The organism is Geodermatophilus sp. SYSU D00703 (assembly GCF_054050155.1).
Window position 1 is genome coordinate 111,975 of the sequence record NZ_JBJGYU010000012.1, and the last position, 16,927, is coordinate 128,901.

16 protein-coding genes and 1 tRNA gene are annotated in these 16,927 nt (G+C 75.7%); 5 read left to right on the plus strand and 12 right to left on the minus strand.

Annotation, left to right across the window (positions count from 1 at the left end):
- Positions 1 to 94 precede the first annotated feature (94 nt).
- From ACI782_RS13910 to ACI782_RS13925, 4 genes are all read right to left on the minus strand, one after another.
- A complete protein-coding gene (locus ACI782_RS13910) occupies positions 95 to 1,105 on the minus strand; it encodes a TIGR03617 family F420-dependent LLM class oxidoreductase (RefSeq protein ID WP_456910114.1) in 1,011 nt (336 codons plus the stop codon).
- A gap of 46 nt (positions 1,106 to 1,151) precedes the next feature.
- The gene (locus ACI782_RS13915; RefSeq protein ID WP_456910116.1) at positions 1,152 to 1,304 is read right to left on the minus strand and encodes a hypothetical protein; all 153 of its coding nucleotides are present in this window, start codon (positions 1,302 to 1,304) and stop codon (positions 1,152 to 1,154) included.
- Positions 1,305 to 1,366: 62 nt separating this feature from the next.
- Positions 1,367 to 2,296 (minus strand): ribokinase, encoded by a 930-nt coding sequence (locus tag ACI782_RS13920; RefSeq protein WP_456910118.1) that lies wholly within the window; start codon positions 2,294 to 2,296, stop codon positions 1,367 to 1,369.
- 24 nt (positions 2,297 to 2,320) lie between these two features.
- Positions 2,321 to 2,824 carry a DUF6328 family protein gene (locus ACI782_RS13925; protein WP_456910120.1) on the minus strand — a complete coding sequence of 168 codons (504 nt, stop codon included), beginning with the start codon at positions 2,822 to 2,824 and terminating at the stop codon, positions 2,321 to 2,323.
- Positions 2,825 to 2,872: 48 nt separating this feature from the next.
- Between ACI782_RS13925 and ACI782_RS13930 the strand changes: the two genes are divergently transcribed.
- From ACI782_RS13930 to ACI782_RS13945, 4 genes are all read left to right on the plus strand, one after another.
- A complete protein-coding gene (locus ACI782_RS13930; protein ID WP_456910122.1) occupies positions 2,873 to 3,211 on the plus strand; it encodes a DUF3140 domain-containing protein in 339 nt (112 codons plus the stop codon).
- A 3-nt stretch (positions 3,212 to 3,214) separates the two neighbouring features.
- The gene (locus ACI782_RS13935; protein WP_456910124.1) at positions 3,215 to 3,916 is read left to right on the plus strand and encodes a methyltransferase domain-containing protein; all 702 of its coding nucleotides are present in this window, start codon (positions 3,215 to 3,217) and stop codon (positions 3,914 to 3,916) included.
- Positions 3,917 to 3,988: 72 nt separating this feature from the next.
- The gene (locus ACI782_RS13940) at positions 3,989 to 5,017 is read left to right on the plus strand and encodes a type III polyketide synthase (protein WP_456910126.1); all 1,029 of its coding nucleotides are present in this window, start codon (positions 3,989 to 3,991) and stop codon (positions 5,015 to 5,017) included.
- A gap of 80 nt (positions 5,018 to 5,097) precedes the next feature.
- Positions 5,098 to 5,763 (plus strand): response regulator, encoded by a 666-nt coding sequence (locus ACI782_RS13945; RefSeq protein WP_456910128.1) that lies wholly within the window; start codon positions 5,098 to 5,100, stop codon positions 5,761 to 5,763.
- 39 nt (positions 5,764 to 5,802) lie between these two features.
- Here ACI782_RS13945 and ACI782_RS13950 read toward each other — a convergent pair whose 3' ends face one another.
- The 7 genes from ACI782_RS13950 to ACI782_RS13980 form a co-directional block, all read right to left on the minus strand.
- Positions 5,803 to 7,506, minus strand: coding sequence for a GAF domain-containing protein (locus tag ACI782_RS13950; RefSeq protein WP_456910144.1), 1,704 nt, complete (start codon positions 7,504 to 7,506; stop codon positions 5,803 to 5,805).
- 12 nt (positions 7,507 to 7,518) lie between these two features.
- The gene (locus tag ACI782_RS13955) at positions 7,519 to 8,055 is read right to left on the minus strand and encodes a universal stress protein (protein ID WP_456910130.1); all 537 of its coding nucleotides are present in this window, start codon (positions 8,053 to 8,055) and stop codon (positions 7,519 to 7,521) included.
- Positions 8,056 to 8,201: 146 nt separating this feature from the next.
- On the minus strand, positions 8,202 to 8,990 hold the full coding sequence (locus ACI782_RS13960) for a putative protein N(5)-glutamine methyltransferase (RefSeq protein WP_456910132.1): 789 nt from the start codon (positions 8,988 to 8,990) through the stop codon (positions 8,202 to 8,204).
- A gap of 81 nt (positions 8,991 to 9,071) precedes the next feature.
- Positions 9,072 to 9,142: transfer RNA gene (locus ACI782_RS13965), tRNA-Gly, on the minus strand.
- A 62-nt stretch (positions 9,143 to 9,204) separates the two neighbouring features.
- A complete protein-coding gene (locus ACI782_RS13970; RefSeq protein ID WP_456910134.1) occupies positions 9,205 to 11,856 on the minus strand; it encodes an ATP-binding protein in 2,652 nt (883 codons plus the stop codon).
- A gap of 107 nt (positions 11,857 to 11,963) precedes the next feature.
- A complete protein-coding gene (locus tag ACI782_RS13975) occupies positions 11,964 to 12,926 on the minus strand; it encodes a methyl-accepting chemotaxis protein (RefSeq protein WP_456910136.1) in 963 nt (320 codons plus the stop codon).
- A gap of 2 nt (positions 12,927 to 12,928) precedes the next feature.
- Positions 12,929 to 13,504: a PAS domain-containing protein gene (locus ACI782_RS13980; protein WP_456910138.1), complete on the minus strand. Its 576-nt coding sequence runs from the start codon at positions 13,502 to 13,504 to the stop codon at positions 12,929 to 12,931.
- 174 nt (positions 13,505 to 13,678) lie between these two features.
- On the opposite strand from ACI782_RS13980, the gene dcd reads away from it, so the two are divergent.
- On the plus strand, positions 13,679 to 15,316 hold the full coding sequence (dcd, locus tag ACI782_RS13985; protein ID WP_456910140.1) for a dCTP deaminase: 1,638 nt from the start codon (positions 13,679 to 13,681) through the stop codon (positions 15,314 to 15,316).
- Here dcd and ACI782_RS13990 read toward each other — a convergent pair.
- Positions 15,282 to 16,613, minus strand: coding sequence for an MFS transporter (locus tag ACI782_RS13990; RefSeq protein ID WP_456910142.1), 1,332 nt, complete (start codon positions 16,611 to 16,613; stop codon positions 15,282 to 15,284). The two genes, dcd and ACI782_RS13990, sit on opposite strands and share 35 nt — an antisense overlap.
- Positions 16,614 to 16,927 lie beyond the last annotated feature (314 nt).

Consider the following 16,927-nt stretch of genomic DNA (forward strand, 5'->3'; position numbering starts at 1 on the left):
CAGAGTCCCCTGTCCGGGTGGCTCGAAAACAGCCCCGATACGGTGAGTTGTAGTCGAAACGCTGAGATCTCCGTCACTCCGCGTGCACGACGCCCTAGCCGGCGGCCGCACCGAGCGCCTCCCACACGGCCGGCCGAGCGGGCTGCACGGTCACGCTGAACCGGTCGACCAGCCCTGCGAACCGCGCCCGGACCTCGCGTCCGACGTCGGCGGGGTCGGCCACGACGGCGAACGTCCCCAGCACCTCGTCGTCGACCAGGTCGCGCATCGCCGTCCACCGGTCCTCGCGGCGCCCCACCGACAGCGCGTGCAGCTCGTCGGCCAGGGCGCCCCAGCCGTGCAGCTCCAGGACCGGCCGGTAGGCGGGGGTGCTGCCGTAGAAGGCGATGCGGGCCCGGACGGTGTCGGCCGCCGCGGCCTGCTCCTGCTCGGTGCTGCCGGTGACGACGAACCCGGGGAGGCAGACGGTCACCTGGTCCCGGGACCGGTCGGTCGCGGCCAGCCCCTCCTCCAGCGCGGGGAGGGTCCGCTCCCGCAGGTACCGAGCCGTGGTGAAGGCGTGCGCGAACAGCCCGTCGGCCACCTCGCCGGCCAGCCGGGTCATCCCGGGGCCGACCGCGGCCAGGTACACCGGCGGCGCCCCCCACGCGTGCGGTTCCGGGCTGAACACCGGCGTCATGAGCGTGTGCCGGTAGCTGTCGCCGCGGAAGTGCAGGCGGGTGCCCTCCTGCCAGGCCGACCAGATGGCGCGCAGCGCGGCCACGTACTCCCGCATCCGCGGCACCGGCGCGCTCCACGGCATGGAGAAGCGGCGCTCCACGTGCGCGCGCACCTGCGTGCCCAGCCCGAGGACGAACCGGCCGCGGGTGTATCGCTGCAGGTCGTGCGCCGTCCCTGCGACCGTCATCGGCGAGCGCGCGAAGGCGACCGCGATCGCCGTCCCGACCTGCAGCCGCGTGGTCGCGCGGCCGGCGACGAGCAGCGGCAGGAACGGGTCGTGGTCGGTCTCCGACGTCCAGACGCCGGCGACACCGCGCCGTTCGAGCTCCCGCGCCAGGTCGGGGACGGCGTCGAGGTCGGCGGTCAGCGTGGCGTCGAACAGCACGGCCCCGGAGCCTCCCGCAGCCCCGTGCCGGTCCGCCAGCGCGGGCTCAGCCGGCGTCCGGCGAGGTGTCGGCGCCCTCGGCGGGCTCGTCGGGGTGGGGCGTGCGTCCGCTCGTGGGCTCCTCGCCCTCGGGGTCACCCTCGGCGCGCTCGGCGGTGCGGGGCGGGCGGTCCGGGTCGGTCTGCGCGGGATCGGTCATCGCTGGGTCCTCCTCCGTCGGTCTGCTCCGAGCCTGTGCCCCGGTGGCCGGGCAGGAAACCGTCAGCCCACCTCGACGGGCGCCGGCAGCCGGGTGCGCAGCACGGTCACCTCGGCGGGGCCGGGCAGGGCGGCCCGGGCGCCGCGGGCGGTCGTCGACAGGGCCGCGGCCGTCACCGCGTCGGCGACGGCCTCAGCCGGATCCGCACCGCGGGCGAGGGCGACGGCGAGGGCGCCGCAGAAGCAGTCGCCTGCCCCCGTGGTGTCGACGGCGCGGACCGGCGGGGGCGGCTGGAGCAGGGCGGGGCCGTCGCCGGTCACGAGCAGCGCACCGCGCGCGCCGAGGGTCACCACGACGGTCGCCGTCCCCAGGCCCCGGGCCAGCTCGGCCAGCTCGGCCGGCGACCGGTCGCCCGGTCCGGCGCCGGCCAGCTGGAGCAGCTCGTGCTCGTTGGGCACGAGGACGTCGACCCGGGACAGCAGCTCCGATGGCAGCGGCTGCGGCGGCGCGGGGGTGAGGACGACGGTGCCGCCGGTGACCGCCGCCGCGGCGGTCACCGCGTCCAGCGGGACCTCCAGCTGCAGCAGCACCACCCCCGCCCGGCGGACCGCCTCGACGTCGACGTCGTCCGGCCGGAGCTCGGCGTTGGCCCCGGGGACGACGACGATGAGGTTCTCCCCGCTGCCCTCCTCGACCGGGATGGTGGCACTCCCGGTCGGCGCCTCCGCGGTGCGGAGCACGTGCCCGACGTCCACCCCGGCCCCGGCCAGCGCGGCCAGCTGCCGGTCCCCGGGGGGGTCGGCCCCGACCCGGCCGACCATGGCCACACCGGCGTCGGCGGACAGTTGCGCCGCGGCCGCGGCCTGGTTGGCGCCCTTGCCGCCCGGCGCCAGCACGGTGCCCCGCCCGACGACGGTCTCGCCCCGCCCGGGCAGCCGGTGCACCCGCACCAGCACGTCCTCGTTGAGGCTGCCGACGACGGTCACGGACACGCGGTCACCTCCACCAGACGGCGCTCACTCCCCGGACGACCGGCGCACGCGCAGCCTCAGCGGGAGGACGTACCAGGCCACCACGCCCACCAGCACGACGAACGCGCAGCCGACGACGGCCGGCCAGCGGCCGAGGACGACGTCGAGCACCAGCAGGACCGCGCTGGCGATCCCCAGGAACAGCAGGCCGAGGCCGATCAGCAGGGCGAGGTCGGCGAAGGCGACCAGCTCCGCCTTGCGCCGCTGCCGGAACAGCGTGCGGTGGAACGACACGGGGGCGATCAGTACCAGCGTCGCGGTGGCCGTGCTGAGCAGCGTGACCGTGTAGACGGCCGTGGCGAACGCGCCCTGCTCCTCGAACCGGCTGGTGAAGGCGAGGGTCAGCAGGAAGGCGAAGAGGATCTGCACGCCGGTGATCGCCACCCGCATCTCCTGCAGCAGCTCGGCGAGGTTGCGGTCGAGCACCTCCTCCGGCGTCTGGCCGCGCACGAGGGCGGCCTGCTCCACGTCGGTCCGTTTCCGCCCCACGCCGCTGCGGTACCGCGCCGAGCACGACCCGACACGCGGAGGCGACGCATGAGCGAGGACCGGGACACCGTCCGGCGCGAGTTCGGTGAGGCGGTGAACCTGACCGCCACGGAGCTGGCGGAGTGGCTGGACACCGAGGAGTCGCGGTCGGTCGGGCAGAAGGACGGCGGGTCGGAGTCCACCGGCCACGCCTCGGGACGGCGGGTCGTCGAGCTGCTGCGGACGAAGGAGGACGACCTCACCGACGACGACCTCGCGCACGTGCGCAAGGTGCACGGCTACGTGCAGCGGCACCTGGCCCAGGAGCCGGAGAAGGAGGACGTCGAGACCTCCAGGTGGCGGTACTCGCTGATGAACTGGGGGCACGACCCGCTGAAGAAGGGCTAGCGCGTGCCCGCTCTGCGCCGGAACGACCCCGCCCAGTACGACCAGCTCGCCGACCAGTGGTGGGAGGCCACCGGCGGCTTCGCAATGCTGCACTGGCTGGCCGCCTCCCGCGCCGAGCACATCCCGTCCGCGGCCTCCCCCGGCGCGGTCCTGGTCGACCTGGCCTGCGGCGGCGGGCTGATGGCCCCGCACGCCGCCCGGCTGGGGTACCGGCACGTCGGCGTCGACCTGGGGCTGGCCGGGCTCGCCGTCGCGCGGGAGCACGGCGTACTGGCGGTGCGCGCGTCGGTGCTCGCCGTCCCCCTGGTCGACGGCTGCGCGGACGTCGTCGTGGCCGGGGAGATCCTCGAGCACGTCGAGGACGACGTCGCGGTGCTCGCCGAGTGCGCCCGGCTGCTCCGTCCCGGCGGGACGCTGGTCATCGACGCGATCGCCGACACCCGGCTGGCCGAGCTGGTCGCCGTCCGGCTGGCTGAGCGCGTGCCCGGGGGTCCGCCGCCGGGGATCCACGACCCGCGGCTGTTCGTCGACCGGCGCCGGCTGCTCGCGGCCGCCGACCGGCTGGGCCTGGAGCTGCGCCTGGTCGGGCTGCGCCCGTCGCTGCGGGACACCGTGGCCTGGCGGCTGCGCCGGCGGGACGGCGTCCGGATGAGGTCGCTGCCGACCACCGCCGTCCTCTTCGCCGGGTACGGGCGCAAGCGATGAGGCGGCGAGAGGCGCAGGTCGCACGTACGGTCGGGCCATGACGCCGAGCCCGCGCGCCCCGGAAGCGGCTCCGTGAGCAGCGCCGTCGTGACCGGCGCGGGCGCCGCCCTGCCGACGACGATCAAGCAGGACGACGTCTGGGACGGCTTCTTCGCCGACCACTACGCCGGCGTGCGGGCCGCGCGGCGGATCTTCAGCGCCTCGGGCGTGCGGCGCCGGCACGCGGTGGCCAACCCGGTGGACGAGGACCTCAGCTCCTGGGGCACCGGCGCGCGGATGCAGCGCTACGTGCAGGAGGCGCTGCCGCTGGGCAAGCAGGCGGTCGCCGGCGCGCTGGACGCCGCCGGGCTCCCGCCGGGGGACGTCGGCCTGTTCGCCGTCGCCACGTGCACCGGGTACGCCACCCCGGGCCTCGACATCCGGCTGGCCAGCGACCTGGGCATGCCCCCGGGGCTGCAGCGGCTGCTGGTCGGGCACATGGGCTGCTATGCGGCCATCCCGGGGCTGGCCGCGGTCGGCGACTTCGTGGCCGCGCGGTCCCGCCCGGCGGTCCTGCTCTGCTGCGAGCTGACCAGCCTCCACGTGCAGCCGGCCCAGGCCGACCTCGAGCAGGTGATCGCGCACGCGCTGTTCTCCGACGCCGCGGCGGCCGTCGTGCTGGAGCCGGGGGCGGCCCGCGGGCGCCGGCTGGCCGGGATCGTGGCCCGCACCGACCCGTCGACGGCCGACCACATGACGTGGGACGTCACCGACCTCGGCTTCCGCATGGGTCTCTCGCCGCGGGTGCCCGACGTGCTCTCCCGGCACGTGGGCGACGTCGTCGACGAGCTGCTGACCGGTGCCGGCCTGACCGCTGCGGACGTCGCGGGCTGGGCGGTGCACCCCGGCGGCCCGCGCATCCTCGACGTCGTCCGCGACGAGCTGGGCCTCGCGGAGGAGCAGCTGGCCGCCTCCCGCGCGGTCCTCGCCGAGCACGGCAACTGCTCCTCGGCGACGGTCCTGCTCGTGCTCGAGGAGCTCGCCGACGTCGACGGCCCGGTCGTGGCGATGGCCTTCGGGCCGGGCCTGACCCTGTACGCGGCGCTGCTGCTCCCGGTGTGACCCCGGTTGCGGCGTGACGTCGGTCCCGTGACCCCCTACGCTGTGTGACTCGGGTCACGCTGCGGGCGAGAGGCGGCCAGGTGGAGACGGTGCAGCCGGGCATCCGGGTCTTCCTGGTCGACGACCACGAGGTCGTGCGGCGGGGCGTGGCGGAGCTGCTCGAGGAGGATCCCGGGATCAGCGTCGTCGGGGAGGCCGGCTCGGTCGCCGAGGCCCTGGCGCGGGTGCCCGCGGTGCGGCCCGACGTCGCCGTCGTCGACATGCGGCTGCCCGACGGGGACGGCGCAGAGGTCTGCCGCCGGCTGCGCGAGCGGGCGCCGGAGACCCGCAGCCTGGTCCTCACCAGCTACTCCGACGAGGACGCGGTGGCCGCCGCGGTGGCCGCCGGCGCCGCGGGGTACCTGCTCAAGCAGGTGCGCGGCTCGGCGCTGGTCTCCGCCGTCCGGACGGTGGCCGGCGGGGGGACGCTGTTCGGTCAGGACGCCTCCGTCTCCGCGGCCGTGACCCGCAGCCGGCCGCCCGAGCGCGACCGCCGGCTCGCCGTCCTCACCGAGCAGGAGCGCACCGTGCTGCGGCTGATCGGCGAGGGCCTCACCAACCGGCAGATCGGGGCCCGGATGGGGCTGGCCGAGAAGACCGTGAAGAACTACACCAGCCACCTGCTGGCCAAGCTGGGCCTGGAACGCCGCACGCAGGCGGCCATCCTCGCCACCGAGCTGCGCGACCGCTCCGGGCCGGGCTCCTGACGCCGGCTCGCCGACGGACGCCGGCCTCCCGCCACGGGGTCAGGACGGCGGGGGCAGCGGCACCACCCAGCGGATCTCCGTTCCGCGGGGCCCCGAGGAGCTGGTCATCCGGCCGCCGTGCCGCTCGGCCCGGTCGGCCAGGTTGGTCAGCCCGCTGCGCACGGTGATCGAGGGCAGCCCGATCCCGTCGTCGGTGACCTCGACCCGGATCTCCCCGTCGACGGTCACCGTCACGGTCACCCGGGTGGCCCGCGCGTGCTTGACCACGTTGGTCACCAGCTCCCGCACGACGGCGACCACGTCGGGGACCAGCGCCTTCGGCAGGTCCTCGACGTCGCCCCGCACCCGCACGTCCGGCCGCACGCCCTGACCGCCGGTGATCGACCGGACGACGTCGACGATGCGGGTGCGGGTGGCGTCCGGGGAGGTGTCGTCGGACTCGTGCAGCTCGAAGATCGCCGACCGGATGCGGGCGATGGTGCCGTCGAGCTCGTCGACCCGCTCGGCGATGCGGGCCGCGGCCTCCGGGTGGGCGCCCTCCAGCTGCCGGCTGATCCGGTCCAGCGCGAGGCCGGTGGCGAAGATCCGCTGGACGACGTGGTCGTGCAGGTCCCGGGCGATCCGGTCGCGGTCGGCCTCCACCTGCAGGCGCCGCTCGCGCTGCTGGCTGCGGGCGAGCTCGAGGGCGACGGTGGCCTGCCCGGCGAAGGCCGAGGCGAGGTCCAGCGTGGACGGGTCGAACGGCTCCCGGCCGCGCAGCCGCATCGCCACGACCGTGCCCAGCGCCGGGCGGCCGCCCAGCGGGATGATCAGTGTCGGCCCGTAGTGCACGGCCAGCTCACCGAGCACCGGCGCCCGCTGGCCGCCGGACGCGGTGGCGCTCGCGTCGACGACCAGCCGCGGGATGCCCGAGCGGTGCGCGGCGCCCAGCTGGCTGTCCTGCAGCGGGATGCGCACCCCCTCGACGTCGTCGCCGGGGAGTCCCACGGAGACCACGACGGTCAGCACGTCGTCGTCCTCCTGGCTCGGCACCAGGACGCCGGCGGCGTCGGCCGAGCCCAGGTCGGCCACCCGCTGGGCGATCGAGCGCAGCACGCTGCCGGGATCGGCGCCGGAGAGCAGCGCCGTGGCGATCTCGCTGCCCGCCTGGGCCCACCCCCGCCGGCGCTCGGCCCACTCCACCCGCCGCGCGTTCTCGATCGCGAGGCCGGCCGCCGCGGCCAGGGCCTGCACGGCCTCCTCGTGGACGGCGGTGAACGTGCCCCCGCCGCGTTCGCGGGCCAGGAAGAGGTGGCCGAACGCCGTGCCGCCCACCGGCACCCGCACGCCGAGGAAGGCCTGCATGGGCGGGTGCCCCGGCGGGAAGCCAACGGACTCCGGGTGGGTGGTGAGGTCGTCCAGCCGCACCGGGCCGGGCTCGGCGACGAGCAGGCCGAGGACACCCTGACCGCTGGGGAGCTGCCCGATGCGCTCGCGGTCGGCGTCGTCCATGCCGTCGACGACGAAGGTCTCGATGTCGGTCCCGTCGGGGGCGAGGACGCCGAAAGCGCCGTACGTGGCGCCGGTGCGTTCCATCGCCGCGCGGACGATGCCGTGCAGCGTCGACTCGATGCGATCACTGCGGGCCGCCGCGCGGACGCCGGCGGACAGGCCCGGGACGGCGGTGGAGCGTGTCTCGGAGGCCTCGGCGGTGGGCGGGGTCAGGGCCCGAGCCGACGGGTGGATCGGTGCGTGCGCGGGAATGCCGGCCTCCCGTCAGGCGCCGCGGGCCACGCGGCGCAGGTGCGGCCGGGGGACCGCGGGCCGCAGCAGGGTCTTGCCGTGCGCGCCCACGACGACGAGGTCGGCGCCGCGCGCGGCACCGGTGAGGGCCTCGAAGACCGGGCGCTCCAGCACCGTCGTCCGGGCGCGACCGACCACGCCGGTCTCCGCGATGGCGCGCAGCACCTGCGCCTCCAGCCGTTCCTCGACCACCGTCCGGTCGCGCCGCGAGGACCGGCGCAGCGGGTCGACGTCGTCCTCGTCGAGCACGCACACGGCCACGACCGTCGCCTCCCGGCGGGCGGCCTCGCGCAGCGCCCACACGAGGGCGCCGTACCCGGCGGGCGTGCCGTCGACGTCGACGACCAGCCAGGGGTTCTGGCGCCGGGGCAGCAGCGGGGTGAGCCGGAGGGGCTCCACGCGCCGGCCGTCGCCGTGGTCGGGCACCGCGGCGAGGCGAGGGTCCTCGGCGCGCGGGCCGGTGGAGGCGTGCTCCTCCGGCCCGCCGTCGGACCGGCGTGCTCGGGTCATGGACCGATCGTGAACGAGGCGAGAGAGGGGTGGCAGGGACCAAGGGCCCGACGACGTCGCAGGTCGTCGCGTCACCAAGTCGTTCCGTATTACTGGTGAGCGTGTCACTACGGAGCGTGATCGGAGGGACACGGAAGTGCAGTGGATCACAGTGGACGGTCCCCCGGTGCCGTCCCGACGACCACGGTGGCGTCCCGGTCGTCGTCCCGCTCCAGCCCGACCCGCAGCCCCGCGGCGGTGACGGCGGCCGCGGTGAGCGGTGCCTGGTCGCGGCTGGTCTCCACGAGGAGGGCGCCTCCGGGCCGCAGCCACCGCCGCGCACCCGCCGCCACCCTGCGGTGCAGGTCGACGCCGTCCGGGCCGCCGTCCAGTGCGGTCCGCGGCTCGTGGTCGCGCGCCTCCGGGGGCATCAGCGGGATCGCCGCGGTCGGGACGTAGGGCGCGTTGGCGGTGAGCACGTCGACGCGGCCCTGCAGGGCCCCCGGCAACGCGGCGTAGAGGTCGCCCTCGTGCACGCGGCCGCCCAGCGGTGCCAGGTTGCGGCGCGCGCAGCGGACCGCGACCGGGTCGACGTCGGTGGCGTGCACCTCGACCTCCTGCAGGGCCGCCGCGACCGCGAGGCCCACCGCCCCCGAACCGCAGCACAGGTCCACGACGACCGGCTGCCGGACGCCGCGCAACAGCCGCACGGCGAGGTCGACGAGCAGCCCGGTGCGGCGGCGGGGGACGAAGACGCCGGGCTCGACGACGACGCGGTGCCCGCAGAACTCCGCCATGCCGAGGACCAGCTCCAGCGGCTCGCCGGCCACCCGGCGGGCGACCAGGCCCTCCAGCTGTGCCGGGTCCCCGGCCGCGGCGAGCAGCAGATCGGCCTCCTCCTCGGCGAAGACGCAGCCGGCGGCCCGCAGCCTGCGGACGAGGGTGTCGGGGAGCACGATGCCCGGAGGCTACGGGAGGGTGCCGCGGCGCCGGTCACCGGCGCGTCGCGGGGGAGGACCGGCGAGGCCGGTCGGGAGAGCGGGTGACGAGAATCGAACTCGCACTGTCAGCTTGGGAAGCTGATGTTCTGCCATTGAACTACACCCGCGAGGTGCGGACCGAGTCTAACCGGAGTCGGGCGGGGGAGGGGAGCAGGGTCCCCCGTGAGGGTCAGGCGGTGCGGATGACCACCGTCGTCCCGGCGGCGCTGGGGGTGGCGATGATCTCGCCGACCGCGCTCATGAGCATCGAGCCGCGGCCGCGGTCCATGCTCGGCACCCGCTCGCGCCACCGCCCGTAGTCGCGCACGGCGATCTCCACCCGCCCGTCGGCCACCTCCGCCGCGACGTCGATGAACGGTTCGGTGGGCTCCTGGGCGTGCTCGACGGCGTTGGTGGCCGCCTCGCAGGCGGCCAGCACCAGGTCGTAGGCGAGGTCCTCGTCCAAGCCGGACTCGGCGAACACCCTCCGCAGGCGGCGGCGCAGCGCCGGGATGGACGACGTCGTCGCCGGGAGCCGCCAGTGCTCGCGCACCGTGCGCCCGGACCCCCGCGCCGCCGGCGGGACCGCGGACGGCGGGACCGAGCGCAGCGGCGGCCGCGGCCGCGGCGGGGACGGGACCGCCGGGGTCGGCGCGGGGCGGCCCGCGACCCCGTCGCCGGCCTGCCGGGCGGCCCGGGCCAGGACCGCTCGCACCCGGCCCACCAGCTCCGCCGACTGGAACGGCTTGGCCAGGTAGTCGTCCACGCCGGCGTCGAAGCCCTCGACGGCGGCCTCCTGGCCGGCGCGCGCGGTGAGCATGACGACCGGGACCGCGCGGGTCGCCGGGTCGGCGCGCAGCGCGCGGAGCAGGCCGAACCCGTCGAGGCCCGGCATCATCACGTCGGTCACGACGACGTCGGGCCGCGCGGCCGCCACGCTCGCCAGTGCCGCGCGCCCGTCGGCCGCCGTCCGCACCGTCCAGTGCGGCGCGAGCAGCCGGGTCAGGTAGGCCCGCATGTCGGCGTTGTCGTCGACGACCAGCACGCTCCCGGCGGAGGGGTCGAGTGCCTGCGGGACGGCCCACGCGAGGTCGTCGTCCCACGGGGCCACCGCCGCCGCGCCACCCGCGGCTCCCGAGGGTGCGGGGGAGGTGCCGGGCTCGGCGTCCGGCGAGCCGAACGGCACGGTGACGGTGAAGGTGCTGCCGACGCCGGGCTCGCTGCGCACCGTGACCTCGCCGCCGTGCAGGTCGACCAGTTCGCGGACCAGGGCCAGCCCGAGGCCGGTCCCCTCCCGACTGCGGGCCGCGGAGCCGCTGCCCCGGTGGAACCGCTCGAACAGGTGCGGCAGCTCCTCGGCGGGGATGCCGACGCCGGTGTCGGCCACGCGCAGCGCGAAACGGTCGCCGTCGGGGCGCAGGGAGACGTCGATGCCGCCGACGAACGTGTACTTGACCGCGTTGGCGACCAGGTTGAGGACGACCTTCTCCCACATCCGCGGGTCGACGTGCGCCGGCCGGCCCAGCGGCGGGCAGTCGACGGTGAGCCGCAGCCCGGCCCGCTCCGCGGCGGCCCGGAGCACCCCGGCCAGCTCCGCGGTGTACGCCGCGACGTCGGTCTCCACGCGGACGGCCGACGCCCGGCCGGCCTCGATGCCGGCGAACTCCAGCAGGTCGTCGACCAGCCGCTGCAGCCGCCGGCCGTTGCGCTGGGCGAGGGTCAGCTCCGCCCGGACGCCGGCCGGCAGCTGCGTCCCGGACTCGTCGAGCGCGTCGGCGAGCGGCCCCAGCAGCAGGGCCAGGGGGGTGCGCAGCTCGTGGCTGGCGTCGGCGAAGAACGCCGTCTTGGCGCGGTCGAGCTCGGCGAGCGCCTCGGCGCGGGCCCGCTGCTCGGTGTAGGCGCGGGCGTTGACGACCGCGCCGGCGAACTGGCCGGCCAGCAGCTCGTGGAAGGTCCGGTACTCGTCGTCCAGCGCGCGGTTGGGGTTCACCCCGACGAGCAGCGCACCGACCGGCTCACCGGCGCCCGCGACCAGCGGCAGGACGACGGCGTCGCGGACCGGGTCGCCCCACGGGCCCCCGGTCACGCCCAGCGGTCCCGGCCCGTCCGGGAGCAGCGCGTCGGTGCCGGTGACCTGCGCGGGCAGCAGGTCGGCGGCGCACCCGACGGTGGCGGCCCGCCGCAGCCGCCCCTCGCCGGGGGCCTGCAGGTAGACGGCGGCGAAGGGCACGTCCCGCGGGTCACCGGCCAGCGCGGCACACATGCCGGTCACCGTGGCCGGCTCGTCCCCGAGCCCGCCGACCGACGTCGCGACGTCGTGCAGCAGCGCCTGCCGGCGCTCGGCGAGCACCTGTCGGGTGACCTCGGTGCAGACCGCGTGCATGCCGGCGACCTCGCCGTCGTCGCCGTACGCGGGGGCGTGGGAGACGGTGAAGTAGGTCTCCTCGCGGTAGCCGGCCCGCTCGAGGAGGAGCAGCAGCTGGGGGATCCAGGACGCCTCGCGGGCGGCCATGGCCCGCTCGACCGGCTCCTGCAGCGCTGCCCAGCCCTCGGCGAGGGTGACCCGCAGGTCGTCGCCGATCGCGCCGGGGTGCTTCGCGCCGATCAGGGTGGCGTAGGCGTCGTTGTAGAACTGCGTGTACCCGGGGCCCCAGGCGAGGATCATCGGGAACCGCGAGGCCAAGACCGTGCGGACGGCGTGCCGCAGGCTGGCCGGCCACCCCGAGGTGGGGCCCACCGGCGTGGTGGACCAGTCGAACGCGGCCATCAGCCGCCCGTTCTCACCGCCGTCGCGGAAGAGCTCCGCGTCCCCGGGGGCCGGGAGGTGGTCCGCCACGCTCACGCGCCGGCACACCTCCGTTCGCAGTCGGACCCGTCGGCGCGGCCGCGGGCCGCGCGTCGCTCGCCCGGCCCGCGGCCGGACGACCGGAGAGGAACGGTACCCCGCGGTCAGCGCCGCATCTCGGCGAGGAAGCCGATCGCCTCCGAGCGCAGCCGCTCGGCCATCTGGGACAGGCCGGTGGTGTCGCCGTCCGCCGTGCCCAGGGACGCCGAGCCGTCGACGGCCGCGGCGATCCCGTCGACCAGGCCGTTCATCTCGGTGACCGTCGTCCCCACGACGTCCATGACGGAGGCGACCTCCTCGCAGGCCTGCCGGATCTGCTCGACCTGGGCGGTCACCTGCTCCGTGGCCCGGGCGGTCTGGTCGGCGAGGTCCTTGACCTCGGAGGCGACGACGGCGAAGCCCTTGCCGGCCTCACCGGCGCGGGCCGCCTCGATCGTGGCGTTGAGCGCCAGGAGCCGGGTCTGCGCGGCGATGGCGTCGATGAGCGCGACGACGTCCCTGATCTCGGCCGAGGAGCGGGTCAGCGAGCTCATCGTCCCCTGGGCGGTGCCGGTCTCGGCGCTGGCGGCGGAGGCGGCCCCGGTCAGGCCGGCCGCCGAGGCGCTCATCTCGGTCGAGGCGGTGGCCACCTGCTCCGACATCGCGAGGACGACCGCCTCGAACTCGTCGGCGAGCCGCAGCCGGGCGGCCTGGGCCTCGGTCACGCGCCCGGCGGTCTCCCGCATGGCGTCCCGGGCGGCGTTGATCTCGGTCACGCCCTTGCGGTAGGCCCCGGCCAGGCCGCCGGGCAGCACCGAGCGGTGGAACCGCCCCTGGGCGGCGGCGGTCAGGGCGGCCGAGGCCTCGCGGACGAAGGCGTCGGAGACGTCGAGCACGTTGTTGACGCTGTCCTGCAGGGCCTGCAGCTCCGGGACGTCCGGCGACCCGGGCGTCGGCCGGCTGCGGGCCTCGAGGTCGCCGCGCGCGGCGGCCTGGCAGGTGGCGGTGAGCTGCCGGACGAACTCCCGGTAGACCGCGAGCTCCTCGGCGTCGCCGCGCCGGTTCTCGGCACGTGCACGGATGCCCATGGTCAGCGCTCCTCCTGGCTGATGACCGACCAGACGAACTCCTCGTAGGAGCCCGCCTGCGCGGTGACGAGCTCGTCCAGCAGCCGGGACGACGCCGCGACGGCGGCCTTGGCGTTCGGGTGGCGCCGCTCCTCGGCGAGCAGCTGCTGGTAGAGCGGGGTGACCCGCCGGATGGCACCGGGAGCCGGCCGCCGGCGGTTGGAGTGGTAGCCGACGACGCGGCCGTCGGGGCCGTAGGACGGCGTCACGTGCGCCAGCACCCAGTAGTGCGCGCCGTCGGAGGCGAGGTTGTTGATGTAGGCGAACAGCTCGCGGCCCTCGGCGAGGGTCGACCACAGCAGCGCGAACACCGCGCGCGGCATCTCGGGGTGCCGGATGAGGTTGTGCGGCCGGCCGACCACCTCGTCGAGCCCGTAGCCGCTGACCCGCAGGAAGACGTCGTTGGCGTAGGTGATGACCCCGCGCGGGTCGGTCTTGGAGACGATCAGCTCGTCGGGGCGGAAGGTGCGTTCCTCCCCGGTGGGCCGGGTGCCGCGGGCCGTCCCGCGGGGGCGGGGACGGGCGTGGGTGTCGAGCAACGGTCCTCCAGGATCCGGACGATGACGTCCCTGGTGCATCGGCAGTCGCGTCCCCGGGTGAAGCCGGGACCGCGCGTGGCGGGGGACACGGGACGGAGGTCCCTGGTCCGGGCGGGACCTCCGTCCCGTGCCGTGTCGGACGGCCGTGCGGAGCCGGTCCCTAGACTCCGCCGCATGCTGCTGTCCGACCGCGACATCACGGCTGCCATCGCCGAGGGGCGTCTCGGCATCGAGCCGTACGACGAGGCGCTGATCCAGCCCTCGAGCATCGACGTCCGGCTGGACCGCTTCTTCCGGGTGTTCAACAACGCCCGGTACACCCACATCGACCCGGCTCAGCAGCAGGACGACCTGACCACGCTGGTCGAGCCCGACGGCGACGAGCCGTTCGTGCTGCACCCCGGCGAGTTCGTGCTGGGCTCCACGCTGGAGGTCGTCTCCGTCCCCGACGACCTCGCCGCGCGGCTGGAGGGCAAGGCGTTGGCGCTCGACACGCCCGTCCCCACCCCCTCGGGGTGGTCGACGATGGGCGAGCTGGCCGTGGGGGACGAGGTCTTCGACGAGAACGGGGTCCCCTGCCGCGTCGTCGCCGCCACCGAGGTCATGCTGGGCCGGCCCTGCCGAGAGGTGGAGCTCAGCGACGGATCGCTGTTCACGGCAGACGCGTCGCACCTGTGGGTGACGACGACCAAGACGGAGCGCCGTCCCGGCCGGCCGCAGCGTTCGGCTGCGCGGACGACCGACGAGATCATGGCCACCTTGCGGTACGGAGAGGAACTCAACCACCACATCCGGCTCGCCGCTCCCGCGCAGTACCCGGTGACGGATCTGCCGATCGACCCTTATGTCCTGGGCTACTGGCTCGGCGACGACACGAGCACGAAGGGTGAGATCACCGTCGGCCACGGGGACGAGGAGGTTCTCTCGTCGTTCGAGGCAGCCGGCTATCGCGTCTGGCGGGCGACAGCCCCTCACGCCTACCGCCTCGGCGACACCCGAGGCGTGGACCATGGGCACCGGCGCGGCGCGGGAGGCCGGTTCGGTGGCAACAGCTCGTTGAGCAGTCACCTGCGGGCGCTCGGACTGCTCGGCGACAAGCACGTGCCGGCGGCCTATCTGACGGCCGCTCCTGCGCAGCGGTTGGCCCTTCTGCAGGGCCTGATGGACTCCGACGGATACGTCGACGATCAGGGTCGCTGCGAATTCGTGAACACCCGTGAGTGCCTTGCACAGGCGGTGTTCGAGCTGGCGGCCAGCCTCGGACTGCGGCCCACCCGTCGCAAGAAGCGGGCTCTCCTGGAGGGAATCGACTGCGGCCCGGCCTTCCAGGTGAAGCTCTCACCGCGCATCCCGGTGTTCCGGTTGGCGCGCAAGCTTGCTCGGCTGAGGACCGACGACCGTGCCCACCAGCATCGCAGCGTCCGCGCCGTTCGCCCGGTGCCCACCGTGCCGGTCCGGTGCATCCAGGTCTCCGCGCCCAGCGGGATCTTCCTCATCGGGGACGCCTACGTGCCGACGCACAACTCATCCCTGGGCCGGCTGGGCCTGTTGACCCACAGCACCGCGGGGTTCGTCGACCCGGGCTTCTCCGGGCACATCACCCTGGAGCTGTCCAACGTCGCCAACCTGCCGATCACCCTGTGGCCGGGCATGAAGATCGGCCAGCTCTGCCTGTTCCGGCTGACCGGCCCGGCGGAGCACCCGTACGGGTCCGCGGTCTACGGCTCGCGCTACCAGGACCAGCGCGGCCCCACGCCGTCGCGGTCGTTCCGCAACTTCACGCGCGCGGAGACCCGGCGTCCGGCTCCCTGACGTGCACGGTGACCGGCGGCTCGGTGCCGGCCACCTCGATGCAGTCGCCGTGGTGGGCGTCGCAGGCCCAGCCGGGCACCTCGTCGTCCACGTAGCGCTGCCGGGTGACCAGCCACCCGCTGCCCAGCAGCGCCGCGACGCCGGCCAGGACGACGACGAACATGCCGGTGTAGCCGCCCGTGCTCCCGCGCAGCACGCCGACCAGCAGCGGCCCCGCGCCGGCCAGCAGGTAGCCCCAGCCCTGGGTGACCGTGGACAGCGCCGCGGTGGTCTCCGGCGTGCGGGCGCGCAGCCCGATGAGGGTCAGCACCATCGCGAACGACCCCATGCCGAGGGCGAGCAGGCTCATCCAGAGCCACGGCACGGTGGTGGGGGCCTGCAGCAGGCCGAGCCAGCCGGCGACGTAGCAGGTCACGAATGCCACGAGCAGGGGCCGCTGCGCCCGCGGGCGGACGGTGAGCACCGGGACGATCGCGTTGAGCGGGATGACGACGACGGTGTTGACGCCCAGGAGCAGGCCCGCCGTCGCCGCGCTCAGCCCGGAGTCGCGCAGGTACTGCGCCCCCCATCCGATCAGCACGTAGGCCTGCATCGACTGCATCCCGAAGAAGACGGCCAGGGCGAGCGCCATCGGGCTGTGCACGAGCGAGCGCATCCGCACCGCGGTGTGCGCGGCGCGTGACGCACCCGGCCGGGCCGGCACCGCGAGCCACGCCAGGGCCGGCACCACGGCGGCCACCGCCCAGATGCCGAGTGCCCATCGCCAGCCCTCGGCGCCCGCGGCGGCGGCGATCGGGGCGGCGGCGACCGCGGCGATCGCCCCGCCGACCGCCATCGCCACGCTGTAGGCGCCGACGAGCAGCCCGGTCCGGGTCGGGAAGTGCCGCTTCACCAGGCTGGGCAGCAGCACGTTGCCCAGGGCGCCGCCGACCATCGCCAGCACCGTGCCGACCAGGAACAGCCAGAACGCCCCGGCGACCGACCGCAGCACCAGCCCGGCCGCCATGGCCAGCAGCGCGCCGGCGAGCACGTGCCCGTCGCGGTACCGGGCGGCCAGCGGCGGCCCGGCGAAGCCGATGGCGGCGAAGCAGAGCACGGGCATGGTCGTGAGCAGCCCGGCCATCCCGCTGGAGATGCCCAGCCCCCGCTCGATCTCCTCGAGCACCGGGCCGATGCTGTTGACCGCCGTGCGCAGGTTGAACCCCGTGAGCACGATCGCCGTTCCGATCAGCGCGAGACCGCGCCGGTGGTCGGGGGCGGGCGGTGCGGCGGGCGGGGCGGGGGCGGTGCGGGTCACCCGTCGATGGTCCTCCTGCACCGCCGGCGGTTCACCGCCGGGTCGTTACCTCGCGCAACCATCGGGCGCCGGGACGACGACGGCGCGCGCCCCGGGAGGGGGACGCGCGCCGCCGTCGGACGTTCGGTCGCCCCTGCCGGGTCCCGCCGCGAGCTGCCGGGGGGCAGGGGGTGCTCCTCAGTTCTGCGCGCCGTGCTCCGTGGCCGCCGAGCCGGTGCCGGCCACGTCGTCGGCCCGGGTGCCGACGTCCGGGCCGGATCCGGTGCCGGGCGCGCCGGCCGGGGCCATGGAGCGGAGCAGGATCTGGCTGACGT

What these genes read in the sequence shown, in the direction of transcription:
- ACI782_RS13915 (WP_456910116.1), bottom strand. Translation starts at nt 1,304, where the DNA reads ATGACCGATCCCGCGCAGACCGACCCGGACCGCCCGCCCCGCACCGCC.
- ACI782_RS13930 (WP_456910122.1), top strand. Translation starts at nt 2,873, where the DNA reads ATGAGCGAGGACCGGGACACCGTCCGGCGCGAGTTCGGTGAGGCGGTG.
- ACI782_RS13955 (WP_456910130.1), bottom strand. Translation starts at nt 8,055, where the DNA reads ATGACCCGAGCACGCCGGTCCGACGGCGGGCCGGAGGAGCACGCCTCC.
- ACI782_RS13975 (WP_456910136.1), bottom strand. Translation starts at nt 12,926, where the DNA reads ATGGGCATCCGTGCACGTGCCGAGAACCGGCGCGGCGACGCCGAGGAG.
- dcd (WP_456910140.1), top strand. Translation starts at nt 13,679, where the DNA reads ATGCTGCTGTCCGACCGCGACATCACGGCTGCCATCGCCGAGGGGCGT.